The following is a 17814-nucleotide window of genomic DNA, read 5'->3' as shown; positions in this document are numbered from 1 at the left end:
GATGTTACTCAGCGATATCTTCCGCCCAAAGCTCGGGCTTCTCCGCGATAAACCGCTTCATCAAGGCGATACATTCTGGGTCTTCGGCTAAGACAACCTCAACGCCGCGTTCACGCAGAAACGCTTCATTACCGCCAAAGTTCTGAGTGTCCCCGATAACTACGCGTGGGATTCCGAATTGCACGATGGTGCCCGCACACATCATGCAGGGTGACAAAGAGGTATAGAGGACCGTATCAAGATAGGTCTTCTGTCGCCCCGCTTTGCGCAAGGCATCCATTTCGCCATGGGCGATCGGGTCACCACGCTGCACCCGTTGGTTGCGCCCTCTGGACACAACCTCTCCACCCCGCGCCAACACCGATCCGATTGGGCAGCCACCTTCGTCAAACCCCGCTTTCGCCTCATCATAGGCAATGCGCAGTAGGCGCATGTCGGTGTCTGTCATCATGTCGCGTAAACCTCCTCGGATCGGTGTTTTGTCAGCAGCGTGACGAATACAGATGCAGGCGTCAACGCCGCCATCACGCCAGCTTCATGGTTACGATCCCCGCAATGATGAGGGCCGCGGCCAACAAGCGCATAGGAGTCAGCGCTTCACCCAACACGGTGACGCCAACCACAAACGCGCCAACCGCACCAATACCGACCCAGATCGTGTAGGCGGTGCCTAGCGGCAGGTCTCGCATCGCCAGCGACAGTAGTCCAAACGACCCGATCATCGAAACGCCCATGATCGCGGTCGGCCAAAGCCGCGTAAAACCAGCGGATTGCTTCATCGCACCCGCCCAGACAATTTCTAGTATTCCGGCAAAAACAAGCATGATCCATGCCATGAGGTGACCCCGTATCAAAGCGGGTCGTCCCGCATGATCTGCCCGTGGTGGGGAGGTCGTCCTCTGATCCAGAGATGGGTATCCCTGTCCCGACGTTCAAGTCTGGCCGGGCAACATCTGCTGCCCGGCCATCCACGCGCTAGTTCGTTATGATTTCAGGCCCCATGACCGAGTTCGGCAGGAAGGTCGAAATCCACGGGATGTACGTCACCATGATCAGGAAGACGAACAGCACCGCCAGGAAAGGCAGCGCAGCCTTCACGACACCCATCATCGGCATGCCGGCAACGCCGGACGTCACGAACAGGTTCAGCCCAACCGGTGGTGTGATCATCCCAATCTCCATGTTCACCACCATGATGATGCCCAAATGGATCGGGTCGATGCCCAGTTCGATTGCAATCGGGAACACCAGAGGTGCAACGATCACCAACAGACCTGAAGGTTCCATGAACTGACCACCGATCAGCAGAATCACATTCACCACGATCAAGAAGGTTACAGGACCCAGGCCAGCAGACAGCATCGCCTCGGCAATGTGCTGCGGCACCTGTTCGTCGGTCAGAACATGTTTCAGGATCAACGCGTTGGCGATCACGAACAGCAGCGTGACGGTCAGCTTTCCAGCCTCGAACAGCGTGTGCTTGGTGTCAGGATGGAAGAACGCTGTGATCAACGCGTGGGGTTTTTTGAACAGCGAGATATTCGCGGTCCCTTCTTCCGTGCTAAGCGGCCCCATATCCTTGTAGACAAAGCTGGCAATCAGAAAGGCGTAGACAGCGGCCACGGCTGCGGCCTCGGTTGGTGTGAAGATACCACCATAGATACCGCCCAGGATGATCACGATCAGGAACAGGCCCCAACCAGCCTCGCGCGCCGAGACGAAGATTTCGCCCCAGCCCTTCCAATCGCCCTTCGGCAGATTCTTAACCTTGGCCATGACATAGATGGTGATCATCAGCATCAGACCGGCCATCAGGCCCGGAATAACACCGGCCAGAAACATGCGCCCGACCGAAACCTCGACGGCCGCGGCGTAGACAACCATCACAATCGACGGCGGGATCAGAATGCCCAGAGTTCCCGCGTTACAGATCACACCGGCGGCGAACTCTTTGGAGTATCCAACCTGCCGCATCCCTGCGATCACGATGGACCCGATGGCGACCACAGTCGCTGGCGACGATCCGGACAGTGCTGCAAACAGCATACAGGCGAACACACCCGCGATTGCCAGACCGCCCGGCAAATGCCCCACACAGGCAATCGAGAACCGGATGATCCGCCGCGCCACACCGCCCGTGGTCATGAAGGACGAGGCCAGAATGAAGAACGGGATCGCAAGAAGGGTAAAGTGCCCCTCGAACGCCTCAAACAGTGTTCCTGCGACAGAAGCCAATGAACTGTCGGAATAGATCAGCAGGAACAGGGTCGAGCTAAGGCCCAAAGCCACGGCAATCGGAACACCGATCAGCAGGAGGCCAATGACCATTGAAAAGAGAAGTACGACGTCCATTAGTTGTGCTCTCCTTGCTGAGCCCGGACCTCTTCGATCTCGTCCTCGACCTCGTGACTGGCGACCAGGCGGTCGGTCTCACCACGCCAGATCTGAACGGCGACCTGCGCAAAGCGGATCACCAGCAGCAGCATCGACAGGGGTAGGATGAAGTAAGGAACGACCTTGGGTAGTTTTTCGTAGTATTCGCCGTAGTTGATCAGGCCTTCCAGAAACCGCAGCGGAGCGATCATCGGGATGTCGTCAACTTCGTAAAAGCTCTGACTGCGCGCATCAAAATTCAGACCCGTGGGAAACCAGCGGCCTGAGGTCGGCGGCAAATCCGCGAACACCGCCCAGTAGTCATAGGACCCTTTGAGCAGCAAAAGCGAGAAAACCAGACAACAAGCGACGGCAATCAGCGCCAATACGCGACGCGGTGCCGGGGCCAGCATGTTCAGGATCGCATCAACGCCCAGATGCGCGTGCTTTTTCACCGCATAAGAGGCGCCCAACAGAACCAACCAGCCGAACATGAACACTGTCAACTCCAGCGCCCATAGAATATTGGAATTAAAGAAGAACCGGGCGATCACATTGGCAAAGGTCACGGCCGTCATCAGGCCCAGCAGCAATGCAATCAGGGTTTCTTCGATATGGTCGACCAGCCCGGTCGGGCCGGATTTCGCACCAGACATCTTTCTGTCCCCGCAATTTTTGTGATGAGAGTGATAGCGGGCGGGCTTTCACAGCCCGCCCGGCCGACGCGTCGAATACTCCCCAGTCCCCCGACGCGTGGCCCGATCCGGATCAGAACCCGGCGTTGATCGCCTGAGCGGCGTCGATCTTGTCCTGACCTACGTCGCCAGCGAATTGATCCCAAACAGGCTTCATCGCATCGACCCAGGCTTGACGCTGTTCAGGTGTCAAATCGCGGATGATGCCGCCCGCGTCGGTGATCGAAGCTTTGGCCGCTTCGTTCACTGCGAAGGCTTCCTTATTCCGTTGCTCGGTCACTTCGGCCAGAATAGTTGTGAACTGGTCGCGGACTTCCGGGTCCAGGCTATCCAGCCAGTCCACCGAGGTCACGACCAGATAGTCGATGATACCGTGATTGGTCTCGGTGATGCCGTCCTGCACCTCAAAGAACTTCTTGCCGTAGATGTTCGACCAGGTGTTCTCCTGCCCGTCTACAACGCCCTGCTGCAGCGCGCCATAGACTTCCGAGAACGCCATTTTCTGCGGGCTGCCGCCAATGGCTTCCATCTGAGCAACCAGAACGTCCGAAGATTGCACACGGAACTTCAGGCCATCTGCATCGGACGGATCAACCAAAGGCTTGTTGGCCGACATCTGCTTCATGCCGTTGTGCCAGAAGGCCAGCCCCTGCAGGCCACGACGCTGCATGCTGTCTTTCATCGCCTGACCATCTGCTGATGCTTGGAACGCATCCACAGCATCGATGTTCTTGAACATGAACGGCAGGTCAAACAGGCGGAACTGCTTGGTGAATTTCTCGAACTTCGACAGCGATGGCGCGGCCAATTGCACATCGCCCTGCAGCATCGCCTCAAGCACTTTGTCATCGTTGTAGAGGGTGGAGTTCGGGTAGACCTCCATGCACATCACGCCCTGCATCTCGTCATTGACGCGCTGCTCTAGCAGCGAGGCAGCGATACCCTTGGGGTGTTTGTCGGTGTTGGTCACATGCGCGAATTTGACAACAATCTCGCCGTCATCACAGGCCGTCATGCCTGCTGTAGCGGTTACCGTAAGCGCCATCGCCGTTGCGGCGGTTGCTAGAAGTTTCATCTGTCTTCCTCCCTGACTTCAAAACAGTTCAATAGGTGCCACACGGGCACCGCATGCCGGGCAGTCAAACGAATCAATTCTAACGGCACAACGATTTGATCGACTTCAGCTGAGATCCTATTTTAATAAATAATAACAATGTATTATATCTAACTTCGAACTTCCCCCCTTACACATGGCAACTCGCTTGTGCGAAAATTCGCACATCAAAATTCTTGTATGTGCGGATTTTCGCACGGATTTCGAATCAATTGATACGAATCGCATTTGATGCCCAAAAGCACCGACCGCAGCCCGCGCCAGCGGGCTGCCCGGTCCAACAACTTGCCCGCATGACATGCGGGTTAAGTTGGCGGGAGTACCTGCTTATCTTCGGTAGTCTTCCGGTTTGATCTGGTACCGCGCGAGTTTGTCATAAAACGTCTTGCGTGGCAGCTTCAGTGCCTTTGCCGCGTCCGAGGCTTTGCCGTTGTGCCGCCCTAACGCAGCAATCAGCAATGATCGTTCGACCCGCGCCATCTGATCGCTGAGCCCAAGCTCAGCCGCTTGCGCCACATCGTCCGGCATCCCCAGAACAAAACGCATCGCTGCCGACATCAGAGACCGCGCATTGCCCGGCCAATCACGCGCCATCAGCGAGGCAAGGTGTTCCGAAGTGATCTCTGGCTCGGGAATGCCTGCCTGTTCAGCCGCTTGCGCAACATAGTGGCGGAAGATGACAGGAATATCTTCAGGCCGTTCTGCCAGTGACGGAATACGCACCCGCATCACATCCAACCGATAGAAGAGATCGGCGTTGAACTGACCTTGGTCTGAAAGCGCTGACAGATCAGCCGTTGTTCCCGCGATAATCCGCGTCTCAGTGCCTTGTTCCATCAGCTCAAGCGCGGCGTATTGGGTTGCCACCGGCAGCGCGGATATCTCATCCAGAAACAACGACCCGCCGACAGCAGAAGCAGCACTTTGTACCAGATCATCAGCGCTCAGCCCCGAGGACGGGCGTTTCACAAACGATCCTTGGGCAACGGCTGACATCAGGTGCACAACTTCCGCAACCTTGGAGATGCCGCTGCCCGGCGGACCGGTGACCAAAACCTCGGCGCCGGTCATTGCAACATTGCGGACCCGGTCACGCAAAGCCGCTGCCTGCGCGGACAAGCCAAACAACAGCCGTGCGGCTGGGTCACCGCGCTCCAACTCGGTTTTTAGTGCACGCTCACGCAGAACTTCACAGCGCGCCGAAAAAGCGCGTTCAAGCACGGTCAGCAAATCAGCAGCGGCGCAGGGCTTCTCCAGAAAATCGAAAGCCCCCTGCCCCATGGCTTTTACCGCCATGGGGATATCGCCTTCGCCGGTCAGCAGGACAACCGGCAGGTCTGGGTCAATCTCATGTGCATAGGCCAACAGATGAAATCCATCCCGACCCGGCATTCTAATGTCTGACAGGATCACACCCGGAAAATCGGCGCGTATATGATCCTTGGCTGCCACAAACGATCCCATGGACAGAGGCTCACATTCCGCCAGCTCCAGCGTCTGTGACAACGCCTCGCGCACCGCTGCGTCATCATCCACCAACAGCACTTTGCGCGTCATGCCACCTTACCCTCTGCGAAATGCTCCAGTTCCACACTGAACACAGCACCACCTTCCGCGTTTGCACCCCGGATATTGCCGCCAAAGCTTTGCACCAATCCGTAAGAGATCGACAACCCAAGCCCCAAACCTTCGGACGAGCCTACGGATTTTGTTGTGTAGAAGGGCTCAAACAGCTTGTCCGGATCTTCGATCCCCGGGCCTGTATCGCGGATGAACACAACCAGACGATCCCCGTTATCGATCTGAATACTGATCCGTTTGTCCGCCTGACCGTGCATGGCATCGATAGCGTTGTTGATCAGGTTCACAAAAACCTGCGCCAGACGGACCTCTCCACCCCAGGCGTTCATGGGATGGGAGGGAGGCCACCAATTTAGTGTCACCCGCTCCTCTCGCAGGCGAGGCTCGGTCAGTTCTATTGCCGACTGGATGACCTGCACCAGATCGACCTTCCCCATAGGCTCGCTCTCATTACGAGCAAATGCCCTGAGGTTTTTGATGATCCGCGCCATGCGTGCCGCCATTTCTGAGATGCGCCCAAGGTTTTTCCCAGCTTTCTCGCCTTGCCCGCGCTCCATATAGGCCGCGCCATTGTCCGCAAATTGCTGGATTGCCATCAACGGTTGGTTCAACTCGTGACTGATGCCTGCCGACATCTGACCCAAAGCGCTGAGCTTACCGGCCTGAACCAATTCCGCTTGCGCTTTCTTCAGCGCCGCTTCGGCCTCCTGCCGCTCTGCCACTTCGCGCCGCAAAGCGGTATTGGCCGTGGTCAGGTCACGCGTTCGTTTCGCCACGCGGCCTTCCAGTACCGCATTTGCCTCAGTCAGAGTGCGCCGTCGTTCGGTTGCCAGAAACAACAACGCACCGAACGCGAGGCAGATCGCTGCAACCGCCGCCGCCTGCAGCCCAGCCAAACGCCGCGCCGGCGCCACGTCCATCAGCACTTCAGCCGTCATGTCGATCACGGGCAGATCAAGTGTCAGATGCAGAGCCCGTTGAGGCAAATAGCGACCCCAGTTCAACGACCAGAGCTCGTGCCCATCCACCCAGGACGTGGCAAAATCAATCGGGCTCCCATCGGGCGGTGTCAGCCCCCGTTGCCCCTCAGCCCGTGACCAGAACAAAAGATCGGACCGGTTCGAGATAAAGACAACCCCGTCATTGTCCACAAAAAACACCGCTTCTGTACTGCCGCGCCAGGTCTGTTCTACATCCTGAACATCCGCGACCACCATAAGCGCGCCGTCAACCTGACCTGTGGGGCCGAAACTGGGCGCGGCATAAGAATACGTCCTGTTTCCGCTGTCCGGTTCAACGCCATGCGCGCTGCCCATGGCCCCCTGCAGGGCGCGCTTGAAGGCTGGATGCTCGGCCATATTACGTGGCCCCATGGGCTTTGCGGATGCCAAAACCCGGCCCGTCTGATCCAGATAGATCATGTTGATCGCGGCCGTCTTGTCCGCCACATCCAGCAGCATCAGACGGGCCGCCAGTTCTTGCTCAGGAGTACTGAGCTCTTGCAGCGTCGGATGGTTCGCCATCAGGACCGCAAGCTCTTGATAGACCTGCATCTGCGTGCTCAGCCGGTCGGCGGCGAGTTCCAGATCGGCCTCAGCCTTTTGGCTCAGCTGCGACAAGGCCTGCCGATACCCATAAGACCACACAGCCGTCGATAACAAACCAACCGCCAACAGGAATCCAGCAATGACCCAAAGCCTCTGCATGACATAGGGTCTTGCATTCACCACGCCCGATGGCAAGTCTGCGCGACATGAAGACCCTGTCACAATCCCCGACCGACATCGCTTTTGTCCAAAACCCGTACCCGTTCTACGACACGGCCCGCGCCTGTGGCGATCTGTTCTATTGGGAGGACTACCAGATGGTCGCGGCAGCCTCACACAAAGCTGTGCAGGCGCTGTTTCGTGACAGACGATTTGGCCGTGAAGTTCCACCCGAACACGCCCAACCCTCGCCCGATCATCTGGCCCCGTGGCTTGCGGTCGAGGCGCATTCGCTGCTCGAAGCTGAACCGCCCCGCCACACGCGCTTGCGCGCCTTGGTCACCCGCGCCTTTACGTCTCGGGCGATTACCAGCCTTGCGCCTTCCATCGAAACGCTCTGCCACGAACTGATCGATCACTTTCCTGATACGCCGTTCGACCTGCTGCAGGCTTACTGCACCCAAGTTCCGGTCATCACAATCTGCCGCCTTCTGGGTGTACCAGAGGCAATGGCCCCGGATCTCTTGCGCTGGTCCCATGATATGGTCGCCATGTACCAGGCCAGCCGAATAATCGAAACAGAACATCGGGCAGCGCAATCCTCGCGCGAGTTTGCCGACTTCCTTCTGGGGTATATCGATCAACGACGTACGGACCCGCGCGATGATCTGATCACCCGCCTGATTGCGGCTGAGGAAGAAGGAGAGAAACTGTCGACGGATGAACTGGTCGCGACTTGTATCCTGCTTTTGAACGCCGGGCATGAGGCAACGGTGCATTCGCTCGGCAATGGGGTCAAAACCCTGTTGCAAACCCAAACTGACAAGGCGGCTCTGGCATCTGATGCGATAGACTCCACGGTCGAAGAAATCCTGCGCTACGACCCGCCCCTACATATGTTCACACGCTACGTCTATGAAGACATCGAAGCCTTCAGTCATCCATTCAAACGCGGCGATCAGGTGGCACTGCTGCTCGGGGCCGCCAATCGAGACCCTGCGGCTTGGCCTGATCCAACCCTTTTCGATCCAACTCGGCCCGTCCAAACCAATTCCAGCTTTGGCGGCGGTCTTCATTTCTGCGTCGGCGCGCCGCTCGCCCGTCTTGAAATGCGCATCGCCCTGCCGATCCTGTTCGACAGATGCCCCGATTTGCAATTGACCGAATCTCCGCAGTTTTCAAACAGCTACCACTTCCACGGCCTGGAAAAGCTGATGGTTCAATACTGAATCGCGCGTGCCGCGCGATGCCTCCGGCGGGGATATTTTTGGCCAGATGAACAGGGGATCCAGACTTCATCTGGCCCAAAATATCTCGGGGGGGTCGCCCCTTTAGGGGCGTCGGGGGCAGAGCCCCCAAGACATCCTAACCATCTGCCAATGCGCTCAGGGGCAGCATTGTCGTCGATTTAATCTCCTCCATCGACAGCAAAGCGGTCACGTTGTGAACGCGCACTTCGGCGATCAGGGATTGATAGAACTGATCGTATGCGCGGGCATTTTTAACCCGCACTTTCAGGATGTAATCGATATCCCCAGCCAAGCGGTGCGCCTCTTGCACCTCGGGCTGATCCCGTAGCGCTTTCAGGAACTTTCGCTGCCAGTCTGCCTCATGCTCCGAGGTCCGGATCAACACAAAAAACGTCGCTTCAAACCCCAGCGCCTCAGCATCCAGCAAAACCGTTTGCTGGCCAATAATGCCAGCACTTTTCAGTTTACGGATTCGATTCCAAACAGGTGTCTTGGAACTGCCTACCCGGGCCGCTATTTCATCCAGCGACTGACTGGCATCGCGTTGCAACTCAGCCAAAATTTTCCGATCTGTGCTGTCTATCCGCACTGTCATTCCGGTTTCCCTTCGATATTAGAACCCGCGTCCCGCTATTTTCAATCATTAGAACATTTGTTCTTATTTGATCACCAATATGGCACTTTGACGGGAATATTTCCTATATTGAGAAGCAAGTCAAACCACGCTCTGGACGATCTGATGCAGCTCGAACGCAAAACAGGATATGTCGAATTTGTCGGCGCGGGACCCGGTGATCCGGACCTGCTTACGCAAAAGGCGCTCAAAGCCTTCGCAGCTGCGGATATTGTCCTGCATGATCGGCTGATCAGCGCAGAGATTCTGGCGCTTGCCGGTCAGACTGCGACTCTCGTCGATGTTGGAAAAGCCGGGTTTGGACCCTCCTGGAAACAGGAAGATATCGACGCTCTTCTGGTCGACTATGCGCTCAAGGGCAACCGCGTTGTGCGCCTAAAATCTGGTGACCCCACAGTGTTCGGGCGGCTGGATGAAGAAATCGACGCCGTCGATGCTGCTGGCATTCGTTGGAGCATCGTTCCGGGCATCACAGCCGCGTCTGCCGCTGTTGCAGGAATTGGCCAAAGCCTCACCCGCCGCGGTCGCAATTCATCGGTTCGCTTTCTGACCGGGCATGACATGAAAGGCTTTGCCGATCACGATTGGTCTGCGCTTGCCCGCAATGGTTCGGTTGCTGCGATCTATATGGGCAAAAAATCCGCGCGTTTCATTCAGGGCCGTCTGATCATGCATGGTGCGGATCGCGCGACCCCGATCACACTGGTCGAAAACGCCTCGCGCCCCGATCAGCGCGTTCTGACCACCAACCTAGATCAATTGCCCGCCGACCTGAGCGCCGCCGAACTGGATGGCCCGGTGCTGACATTCTATGGCCTTGCCCCGCGCCAGGCGGCTGAGGCCTTGACCGAATTCAATAAGGAGCTTGCCTGATGGCCCGCGCTTTTACCCCCAAAGTTGTCACCGCCAATGACCTGTTGGAAGGCGATGTGATCTATCAGACCGAGGATGACCGCTGGTCGCGTGAGCTGTCCGAGGCCGAGTTGATCACAGACGAGGCCCACGCACAGGTGCGTCTGTTGGATGCCGCCCGTCAGGCCAACAAGATCGTCGGCGCCTACCTGGCCGATGCGGTTGCTGGCGACAACGGCCCCGAACCCACCCATTTCCGCGAGGAGTTCCGCCGCACCGGACCTTCGAACTATGCCCATGGCAAGCAGGAAACCGAAACGCAGCCCCGGGCCTGATTTCTGGCCCGCCTCTCTCCCCATAAAAGGCCCCAGGTTTCGGGGCTGCAACTAAGGACAGCTAGATATGTATCGCTACTCCGAGTTCGACACAGCCTTTCTGGCAGAACGCAACAAGCAGTTCCGCGCGCAGGTTGAGCGTCGTATTGACGGCTCGCTTACCGAAGACGAGTTCAAGCCCCTGCGCCTGATGAACGGCCTTTATCTGCAACTGCACGCCTATATGCTGCGGGTCGCAATCCCCTACGGCACGCTCTCAAGCGCACAGATGCGCCAACTGGCCCTGCTGGCCGAGAAGTGGGACAAGGGCTATGGCCACTTCACTACACGTCAGAACATCCAGTACAACTGGCCGAAACTGAACGACGTGCCGGATATGCTGGACGCGTTGGCCGAGGTTGGCATGCATGCCATCCAGACCTCAGGCAACACCATCCGGAACGTGACCGCCGACCACTTTGCCGGCGCCGCAGCAGACGAGGTCGCCGACCCGCGCCCCTATGCCGAACTTCTGCGCCAGTGGTCCACCGACCACCCCGAGTTCCAGTTCATGCCGCGCAAATTCAAGATCGCCATCACCGGCAGCGAAAATGATCGCGCCGTGATCAAGGCCCATGACATCGGGCTGCAATTGGTCGAGCGCGATGGTGTTCTGGGTGCCCGTGTCATCGTCGGCGGTGGTTTGGGCCGCACGCCTATGATTGGCAAGGAACTGTCGGACTTCGTCGCCTTTGACGATCTGCTGGCTTATCTTGAGGCCACCGTTTCTGTGTGGAACCAGATCGGCCGTCGGGACAACAAGTACAAAGCGCGCATCAAAATCACAGTGCATGAGCATGGCATCGACGCCATCCGTGCCAAAGTGAACGAACGCTTCCTGAAGGTTCGCCCGCAGTTCAAAGGCGCGGATATGAACCTGCTGGAAGAAATCAAAGGCCACTTTGCGCCCCCGGCTTTCCGTGAAGGTTCGGTTGCCTCGTTCGAGAGTGCCTACACCAATGATCCGGTTTTCCGGTCGTGGGTCGACACCAACATCGCGCCGCACAAGAATGCGGACCACGCGATCGTTACGATCTCGATCAAGAAACACGGTGCAACACCGGGTGATGCAACTGCCGAGCAGATGCGCGTGATGGCCGATCTGGCCGAAGAGTTCGCCTATGACGAGCTGCGCATCAGCCATGAGCAGAACGTGATCCTGCCGCATGTTCACAAATCGGACCTGCCTGTGATCCATGCCAAGCTGAAGGAATACGAGCTGGCCACCGCCAATATCGGTCTGATCAGCGACATCATCGCCTGCCCCGGCATGGACTATTGCGCGCTGGCCACGGCGCGGTCGATCCCGGTTGCCCAGGAAATCGCGACCCGGTTCGACGAGCTGAAGCTGGAGCATGATATCGGCCACCTGAAGATCAAGATATCGGGCTGCATCAACGCCTGCGGTCACCACCACGTGGGTCACATCGGCATTCTGGGGCTGGATCGTGCAGGCGTCGAAAACTACCAGATCACTCTGGGCGGCGACGGCACGGAGAACGCAGCCATTGGAGACCGCACAGGCCCCGGCTTTGCCTATGATGAGATCGTTCCGGCCGTGGAACGCATCGTGGGTACCTATCTTGAACTGCGCGAGAGCGCGGAAGAGGAGTTCCTGCAAACCTACCGTCGCGTCGGCATGGCGCCGTTCAAGGCCGCACTCTACCCCGAGGCGCAGGCGAATGCCGCTTGATCTGATCCAGACGGAACTGGGCAGGGATCGGCGTGAACTGACCGAAAAGGTTAACGCGCTGAATGCCCGGTTCCGCCATCACTCGGCCCATGACGTGATGCATGGAGCCATCGAAGAGATCGAAAGGCTTGCCCTCGTCTCAAGCTTTGGTGCGGAATCGGTGGTATTGCTGCATATGGTGGCGGTGGTCGACAAGATGACCCCGGTATTGTTCATCGACACCCAGATGCTGTTTGCCGAAACGTTGACATACCAGCAGGACGTCAGCGAGCGTTTGGGGTTGCAGAACGTCCAGATCATCCGCGCGGATGAGGGGGATGTGCAGCGAGAAGACCCATATGGCGCGCTGCGTCTGCGTGATACGGATGCCTGCTGCAACCTGCGCAAAACCTTCCCGCTGCAACAGGCCCTGACGGGGTATTGCGGTTGGATCACCGGGCGCAAACGGTTTCAGGCCGGCACGCGGGCCGCGCTCGACTTTTTCGAGGTCGAGGACGGCACCGGTCGGATCAAGGTGAACCCGCTGGCCCATTGGGCGCCCGAGGACGTGCGCACATATATGGACGAAAACAACCTGCCCCGGCATCCGCTGGTGGCCAAAGGATACCCTTCGATCGGCTGTGCGCCCTGCACCTCGCCGGTCAAAGCAGGCGAAGACCCCCGCGCCGGACGCTGGCGCGACCAGAGCAAGGAAGAATGTGGCATTCATTTTGTAGATGGCAAGATGGTGCGCGCCGGAGAGACAACATGAACGTAATCGTAAACGATGAGGGCTTTGCCCCCGATGACTGGACCGACGGGTTCGTCACACTGGAAGACGCCGCAAATGACGTTGTGGCACTGGATGTGGCCTCGGACACCGACCCGGATGAGCTGATTGACCGCCTAGGCGGCGCCAAGATGGTCCGCGTGGACTTTCCGTCCTCGGCGGATGGGCGCGGCTTCACTATTGCTCGTGTTCTGCGCCTGAAAGGCTTTACTGGTCGTTTGCGCGCAAAGGGTCATGTCCTTGCGGATCAGTACGCCATGGCGCGTCGCAGCGGCTTTGACGAGGTTGAAATCGACAACGCACTGGCCGCCCGCCAACCCGAAGATCAATGGCTAGCGCGGGCCGATTGGAAAAACAACAACTATCAGGCCCGTTTGCGCGGCTAACCCAGCTATCGACAGCCAACCAGAACCGGGGGCAATCTGTCCCCTTTTCCTGACCTGGATCAAAGATTAAACGGAGATGTCGGTTTAACAAACCGGCAGTGAAACGATGACAGAGATGAAACCCGTGAGTGAAGCCACCGCCGTGAAAGCCCCTGTCCTGCCTGACGCGCAGACCGTGACCGATGTAAAGCATTGGACCGACAGCTTGTTCTCGTTCAAAGTATCGCGCCCGGCAACGCTGCGTTTCCGCTCGGGCGAGTTCGTGATGATCGGCCTGATGGGCGACCCGGACCCCAAGACCGGCCGCCAGAAGCCTTTGTTGCGCGCCTATTCCATCGCTTCGCCTTCGTGGGATGAGGAACTGGAATTCTACTCAATCAAGGTGCAGGACGGCCCGCTGACCTCGAAGCTGCAGCATATCAAACCCGGCGATCAGATCATTCTGCGGCCCAAGCCCGTCGGCACATTGGTCCATGACGCCCTGCTGCCTGGCAAGCGCCTGTGGTTCTTTGCCACCGGTACCGGCTTTGCCCCCTTCGCCTCGCTGCTGCGCGAGCCTCAGACCTATGAGGATTACGATGAGATCATCATCACCCATACCTGCCGCGAAGTGGCCGAGTTGGAATATGGTCGTCAGCTGATCGACAGCATCCGTCAGGACGAATTGCTGGCGGAACTGATCGGCGAAGGCTTTGCCGACAAGATCCGCTACTACCCAACCACCACGCGGGAACAGAGCCCTAAGATGGGCCGCATCACCGAGTTGCTGAAAGATGGCACCGTGTTTGCCGATTTGGGCATCGAAGGCGGCATCAAGCCGGAAACCGACCGTGCAATGGTCTGCGGATCATTGGCTTTTAACCTGGATATCAAGGAAATCCTGGAAGGATTTGGCCTGCGCGAGGGCGCAAACTCGGAACCCAAAGAGTTCGTGATCGAAAAGGCATTTGTCGGCTGATAGACAAGGCTGGCCGGGCCTTTCCTGACCCGGCCAGCCGATTCCCGCGATAATTCACGGGAATTTCCGACTAACAGGCGTTTATGCTGCTTGAAACGCTGCCCGGCCCGGTCTAAATTCCGGGCTCGAAATTCTGCAATCATCAAAGGAATGAACCCATAGCTCGCAGACCCCACAACGCGCCGCCGCAAAGAGACACCGGACCGCGCGTCAATGACAAGATCCGTGCCCCCGAAATTCGCCTGATTGGCGCTGAAGGCGAAAATGTCGGGGTGGTTCATCCCGCCAAAGCCATGCAACTTGCTGACGAAGCTGGTCTCGACCTGGTCGAGATTTCGCCAAATGCGAATCCGCCGGTTTGCAAGATCATGGACTTCGGCAAGTTCAAATATGAAACGCAAAAGCGTGAAGCCGAAGCCCGCAAGAAGCAAAAAGTCATCGAGGTGAAAGAGGTCAAATTCCGGCCCAACACCGACACTCATGACTATGACGTCAAGATGCGCAACGTTTTCAAGTTTCTGGAAAACGGTGACAAAGTCAAAGTCACGCTGCGTTTCCGCGGTCGTGAGATGGCACACCAGAACCTAGGCCGTGAGCTTCTGGAACGGGTGGCCGAGGATGTTAAAGAAATCGGCAAGATTGAAAACATGCCGAAGATGGAAGGCCGTCAGATGATCATGATGATCGGCCCGCTTCCACAGAAATAAAACCGATTGCAGAAGCCCCCTTGATGCCAAGGGGGCTTTTTTGCGCGCGCATTACTGCCTTTTGCGGTCTTTGTTCCACAAAATCGCGTCTCGCAGGTCAAAGCCCAGCGAAATAAGATCGACCACCAGCAGCACAAGCAAAAACTGCGCGTAGATCGGCAGAAGATCGGTATGCGTGTTCAGGACGTAGACGATGATCAAAACCATCGGCGTCCAGAACAGCAGATGCGGAAGCGCCATGGCGCGCGACATGCCACGCTCTGCCATCATGATCGGCAGGTTCAATGTCATCCCCAGAATGGCCAGCCCCGCAATCACCGTCCCATAGGGCTGATCCAAAAACGCCAGCGGCACCAAATTGGCCGGAACCAGAACGACCGACATCCAAATTTGGACCCAGGCCGGAAGGTTTCGGAAGCTGATCCAGATATCTCTGAGCATTTTCAAGGACCTTACTGTCTTTATTTCAGGTCGAGCTTAATCAGGCCCTCGCTGGCGGAAAGGCCCCTCACAGAATTGTCAGAGGGACGCGTCCAACGCCGCCGAAAGCTTGGTGACCAACTCGTCGATCTGGGCCTCTTCGATGATGAAAGGTGGTGCCAGCAGGATGTGATCACCGGTATTACCATCGCGGGTACCCGACATCGGATAACAAATCAGACCTTCGGCCAACGCCGCTTTCTTAACCTTCCCCGCTAGCCACAAAGATGGGTCAAACGGGGTTTTGGTCGCGCGATCAGTCACCAGCTCCAGCCCCCAGAACAGCCCTCTCCCGCGTATATCCCCCACATGAGAATGCTGACCAAAGGCCGCGTTCAGCGCCGCTTCCAGTTTATCGCCCATCGCCGCGGCGCGTTTTGGCAGGTCTTTGGAGGTCAATTCCTGAACAACAGCCAGGGCGGCTGCGGTGGCGACTGGGTGGCCGATATAAGTGTGGCCATGTTGAAAAAAGCCTGAACCGTCCCGAATGGCATCATAGATTTTACCGGTACACAACATCGCACCGATCGGTTGATATCCGGCCCCCAACCCTTTGGCGATGCACAATATATCCGGACTGATCTGGTCATGATCGCAGGCGAAAAGATGGCCGGTTCGCCCCATACCGCACATGACCTCATCCAAAATCAAAAGCACGCCGTATTGATCGCAAATCTCCCGAATCCGCTGGAAATACCCATCAACGGCTGGAACCGCCCCCAAAGTCGCGCCCACCACCGGCTCTGCCATGAACGCCATCACGGTATCCGGGCCAAGGCGCAAAATTTCGGCCTCAAGCTCATTGGCGACGCGCTGGCCATAATCAAAGCTGCTCTCATTGTCGGGCTTTTCAGCATATTCGTAACAGGCCGCGATATGGGACATACCGATCAACATGGGTGCAAACTGCGCCCGGCGCCATTCATTGCCGCCCGCTGACAACGCGCCCAACGTGTTGCCATGGTAGCTCTGCTTGCGTGCAATCACATGGCGGCGTTCGGGCTGCCCGATCTCTAAATAGTACTGCCGTGCCAGTTTGATCGCTGCCTCGGTGGCCTCGGACCCACCGGATACAAAATAAACCCGCTCCAAATCACCCGGGGCGTGTTTGATCAGCAAATCCGCCAGCGTTTCAGCCGGTTCCGAGGTCATGAAGCCGCTATGCGCAAAGGCAATCTGCTCAACCTGCTGCTGCACGGCCCTAGTGACCGCAGGGTTCGAGTGCCCCAAACAAGACACTGCCGCATCACCACAATCCAAATAGCGTTTGCCATCTGCGTCGATCAGGTAACACCCCTCGCCCGCCACTGCGACGGGCAAAGTGGATTTGGTATGTCGGGGAAACACGTGGCTCATTGGGAAGCTCCTTTAAGCAAAGCCATGAGTCCTGTGACCGAGGCTGCATTGTCAGGCCAAGGCTGGCCGTCCGAATTCGTCAAGCTGTTTTCAAATCCAACCCGCAGATCACCGCCCTGCCGCGCCGCCTCAGCCAGACACGCATGTTCGAGAGGCCCAAACGCGCACACCATCCACGGGGAAGTATCCTGCGGAAAGGATGCGATATCTTCGGGTGAGGAGATTTGATTGACTGTGTACCGCCCCAGCACCAGCAGGCGATCCACCTGCCCGTCTCGCACGACGCCCGCGTTCTGCCATTCGTTCAGCAGCGCCGCGTCCTCAGCGTCATACAGAATATGCTGCACCCGTGTGCCCTGATCATGACACAGCCCATAGACGCGTTCGGCCAGATCCGGCTGCCGGGCGATTTCTCGTACCGAGATGGAGGCCCATTTTGGTTGCACTCGGCGCAAACACTCAAACTGCGCCTCAACATCATAGAGACCTGCCGCCTCAGTCGTGATCTGAACATCCAGCTTAGGGAGTTGCCTGTTCAGCTCTGCGACCGCCTCAAGATATCGCGCTACATCCAGCGAATGCCGCCCATCCGCGCCCCGAATGTGAAGATGCAGACCATCCGCCCCTGCCAAATGACATGCCCGTGCGGTTGATATGGTCTGATCCAAGGTGACCGGCAGCTTGGCGTGATCCTCAGGTCCACGCCGGGCACCATTCGGCGCGACTAGAATATAAGGGGTTGTGGCCACCGGACCCTCCGCAATTGCCTCAGCTCGACCTACTCTGTTCCAGCTTGTTTTCAATTGGCAACATAGAAAACATATGTTTTCTTTGTTCAATGACCGATACGTATAGCCATTTGATCAGAACCCTCCGGCACGACATT

18 protein-coding genes and 1 pseudogene are annotated in these 17814 nt (G+C 57.5%); 8 read left to right on the top strand and 11 right to left on the bottom strand.

Going from position 1 to position 17814, the window contains the following annotated elements; translation table 11 throughout:
• Positions 1-4: 4 nt before the first annotated feature.
• The 7 genes from ACR0EL_RS03060 to ACR0EL_RS03030 all read right to left on the bottom strand — a co-directional run bounded on the left by ACR0EL_RS03060 (position 5) and on the right by ACR0EL_RS03030 (position 7469).
• The gene (locus ACR0EL_RS03060) at positions 5-451 is read right to left on the bottom strand and encodes a nucleoside deaminase (RefSeq protein WP_480498097.1); all 447 of its coding nucleotides are present in this window, start codon (positions 449-451) and stop codon (positions 5-7) included.
• A 73-nt stretch (positions 452-524) separates the two neighbouring features.
• Positions 525-836, bottom strand: coding sequence for a DMT family transporter (locus ACR0EL_RS03055; RefSeq protein WP_170537001.1), 312 nt, complete (start codon positions 834-836; stop codon positions 525-527).
• 139 nt (positions 837-975) lie between these two features.
• Complete coding sequence (locus ACR0EL_RS03050; RefSeq protein WP_170537003.1) at positions 976-2352, bottom strand: TRAP transporter large permease; 1377 nt, start codon at positions 2350-2352, stop codon at positions 976-978.
• On the bottom strand, positions 2352-3029 hold the full coding sequence (locus ACR0EL_RS03045; protein WP_480498094.1) for a TRAP transporter small permease: 678 nt from the start codon (positions 3027-3029) through the stop codon (positions 2352-2354). The genes ACR0EL_RS03050 and ACR0EL_RS03045 overlap by 1 nt, the downstream gene beginning before the upstream one ends.
• A 112-nt stretch (positions 3030-3141) precedes the next feature.
• Positions 3142-4143 carry a DctP family TRAP transporter solute-binding subunit gene (locus ACR0EL_RS03040; protein WP_480498092.1) on the bottom strand — a complete coding sequence of 334 codons (1002 nt, stop codon included), beginning with the start codon at positions 4141-4143 and terminating at the stop codon, positions 3142-3144.
• 366 nt (positions 4144-4509) lie between these two features.
• Positions 4510-5739: a sigma-54-dependent transcriptional regulator gene (locus ACR0EL_RS03035; protein WP_480498090.1), complete on the bottom strand. Its 1230-nt coding sequence runs from the start codon at positions 5737-5739 to the stop codon at positions 4510-4512.
• The gene (locus tag ACR0EL_RS03030; RefSeq protein ID WP_480498088.1) at positions 5736-7469 is read right to left on the bottom strand and encodes a sensor histidine kinase; all 1734 of its coding nucleotides are present in this window, start codon (positions 7467-7469) and stop codon (positions 5736-5738) included. The genes ACR0EL_RS03035 and ACR0EL_RS03030 overlap by 4 nt, the downstream gene beginning before the upstream one ends.
• A 47-nt stretch (positions 7470-7516) precedes the next feature.
• Between ACR0EL_RS03030 and ACR0EL_RS03025 the strand changes: the two genes are divergently transcribed.
• On the top strand, positions 7517-8698 hold the full coding sequence (locus ACR0EL_RS03025; RefSeq protein ID WP_480498418.1) for a cytochrome P450: 1182 nt from the start codon (positions 7517-7519) through the stop codon (positions 8696-8698).
• Between the two features lie 136 nt (positions 8699-8834).
• Here the strand turns inward: ACR0EL_RS03025 and ACR0EL_RS03020 are convergent, their stop codons facing one another.
• Entirely contained in the window at positions 8835-9314 is a 480-nt protein-coding gene (locus tag ACR0EL_RS03020) for an Lrp/AsnC family transcriptional regulator (RefSeq protein WP_170537018.1), read from the bottom strand.
• A 132-nt stretch (positions 9315-9446) separates the two neighbouring features.
• Between ACR0EL_RS03020 and cobA the strand changes: the two are divergent.
• The 7 genes and pseudogenes from cobA to infC form a co-directional block, all read left to right on the top strand.
• Positions 9447-10226, top strand: a pseudogene (gene cobA, locus ACR0EL_RS03015) (uroporphyrinogen-III C-methyltransferase); the annotation flags it as partial.
• Complete coding sequence (locus ACR0EL_RS03010) at positions 10226-10540, top strand: DUF2849 domain-containing protein (RefSeq protein WP_170537020.1); 315 nt, start codon at positions 10226-10228, stop codon at positions 10538-10540. The pseudogene cobA and the gene ACR0EL_RS03010, both read left to right, overlap by 1 nt.
• Before the next feature lie 67 nt (positions 10541-10607).
• Positions 10608-12272 (top strand): nitrite/sulfite reductase, encoded by a 1665-nt coding sequence (locus ACR0EL_RS03005; RefSeq protein WP_480498086.1) that lies wholly within the window; start codon positions 10608-10610, stop codon positions 12270-12272.
• Positions 12262-13023 (top strand): phosphoadenylyl-sulfate reductase, encoded by a 762-nt coding sequence (locus ACR0EL_RS03000; protein WP_480498084.1) that lies wholly within the window; start codon positions 12262-12264, stop codon positions 13021-13023. The genes ACR0EL_RS03005 and ACR0EL_RS03000 overlap by 11 nt, the downstream gene beginning before the upstream one ends.
• Positions 13020-13427: a DUF934 domain-containing protein gene (locus tag ACR0EL_RS02995; protein WP_353007271.1), complete on the top strand. Its 408-nt coding sequence runs from the start codon at positions 13020-13022 to the stop codon at positions 13425-13427. Before ACR0EL_RS03000 ends, ACR0EL_RS02995 begins: the two co-directional genes overlap by 4 nt.
• A 106-nt stretch (positions 13428-13533) precedes the next feature.
• Positions 13534-14385, top strand: a complete 852-nt coding sequence (locus ACR0EL_RS02990) for a ferredoxin--NADP reductase (protein WP_480498082.1) — start codon at positions 13534-13536, stop codon at positions 14383-14385.
• A 116-nt stretch (positions 14386-14501) separates the two neighbouring features.
• A complete protein-coding gene (infC, locus tag ACR0EL_RS02985) occupies positions 14502-15092 on the top strand; it encodes a translation initiation factor IF-3 (RefSeq protein WP_425328970.1) in 591 nt (196 codons plus the stop codon).
• A gap of 51 nt (positions 15093-15143) precedes the next feature.
• Here infC and ACR0EL_RS02980 read toward each other — a convergent pair whose 3' ends face one another.
• The 3 genes from ACR0EL_RS02980 to ACR0EL_RS02970 all read right to left on the bottom strand — a co-directional run bounded on the left by ACR0EL_RS02980 (position 15144) and on the right by ACR0EL_RS02970 (position 17677).
• Positions 15144-15533 carry a hypothetical protein gene (locus tag ACR0EL_RS02980; protein ID WP_480498080.1) on the bottom strand — a complete coding sequence of 130 codons (390 nt, stop codon included), beginning with the start codon at positions 15531-15533 and terminating at the stop codon, positions 15144-15146.
• Positions 15534-15611: 78 nt separating this feature from the next.
• Positions 15612-16928: an aspartate aminotransferase family protein gene (locus ACR0EL_RS02975; RefSeq protein WP_480498078.1), complete on the bottom strand. Its 1317-nt coding sequence runs from the start codon at positions 16926-16928 to the stop codon at positions 15612-15614.
• Positions 16925-17677: a beta-keto acid cleavage family enzyme gene (locus ACR0EL_RS02970; protein ID WP_480498076.1), complete on the bottom strand. Its 753-nt coding sequence runs from the start codon at positions 17675-17677 to the stop codon at positions 16925-16927. The genes ACR0EL_RS02975 and ACR0EL_RS02970 overlap by 4 nt, the downstream gene beginning before the upstream one ends.
• Between the last annotated feature and the right edge of the window lie 137 nt (positions 17678-17814).

It is taken from the genome of Ruegeria sp. AH12 (assembly GCF_056541465.1).
This window is presented reverse-complemented; position numbering and strand designations above follow the sequence as displayed.

Coding starts and splice junctions, on each gene's coding strand:
- ACR0EL_RS03060 (WP_480498097.1), bottom strand. CDS start 451: ATGATGACAGACACCGACATGCGCCTACTGCGCATTGCCTATGATGAG.
- ACR0EL_RS03055 (WP_170537001.1), bottom strand. CDS start 836: ATGGCATGGATCATGCTTGTTTTTGCCGGAATACTAGAAATTGTCTGG.
- ACR0EL_RS03050 (WP_170537003.1), bottom strand. CDS start 2,352: ATGGACGTCGTACTTCTCTTTTCAATGGTCATTGGCCTCCTGCTGATC.
- ACR0EL_RS03045 (WP_480498094.1), bottom strand. CDS start 3,029: ATGTCTGGTGCGAAATCCGGCCCGACCGGGCTGGTCGACCATATCGAA.
- ACR0EL_RS03040 (WP_480498092.1), bottom strand. CDS start 4,143: ATGAAACTTCTAGCAACCGCCGCAACGGCGATGGCGCTTACGGTAACC.
- ACR0EL_RS03035 (WP_480498090.1), bottom strand. CDS start 5,739: ATGACGCGCAAAGTGCTGTTGGTGGATGATGACGCAGCGGTGCGCGAG.
- ACR0EL_RS03030 (WP_480498088.1), bottom strand. CDS start 7,469: ATGCAGAGGCTTTGGGTCATTGCTGGATTCCTGTTGGCGGTTGGTTTG.
- ACR0EL_RS03025 (WP_480498418.1), top strand. CDS start 7,517: ATGAAGACCCTGTCACAATCCCCGACCGACATCGCTTTTGTCCAAAAC.
- ACR0EL_RS03020 (WP_170537018.1), bottom strand. CDS start 9,314: ATGACAGTGCGGATAGACAGCACAGATCGGAAAATTTTGGCTGAGTTG.
- ACR0EL_RS03010 (WP_170537020.1), top strand. CDS start 10,226: ATGGCCCGCGCTTTTACCCCCAAAGTTGTCACCGCCAATGACCTGTTG.
- ACR0EL_RS03005 (WP_480498086.1), top strand. CDS start 10,608: ATGTATCGCTACTCCGAGTTCGACACAGCCTTTCTGGCAGAACGCAAC.
- ACR0EL_RS03000 (WP_480498084.1), top strand. CDS start 12,262: ATGCCGCTTGATCTGATCCAGACGGAACTGGGCAGGGATCGGCGTGAA.
- ACR0EL_RS02995 (WP_353007271.1), top strand. CDS start 13,020: ATGAACGTAATCGTAAACGATGAGGGCTTTGCCCCCGATGACTGGACC.
- ACR0EL_RS02990 (WP_480498082.1), top strand. CDS start 13,534: ATGACAGAGATGAAACCCGTGAGTGAAGCCACCGCCGTGAAAGCCCCT.
- ACR0EL_RS02980 (WP_480498080.1), bottom strand. CDS start 15,533: ATGCTCAGAGATATCTGGATCAGCTTCCGAAACCTTCCGGCCTGGGTC.
- ACR0EL_RS02975 (WP_480498078.1), bottom strand. CDS start 16,928: ATGAGCCACGTGTTTCCCCGACATACCAAATCCACTTTGCCCGTCGCA.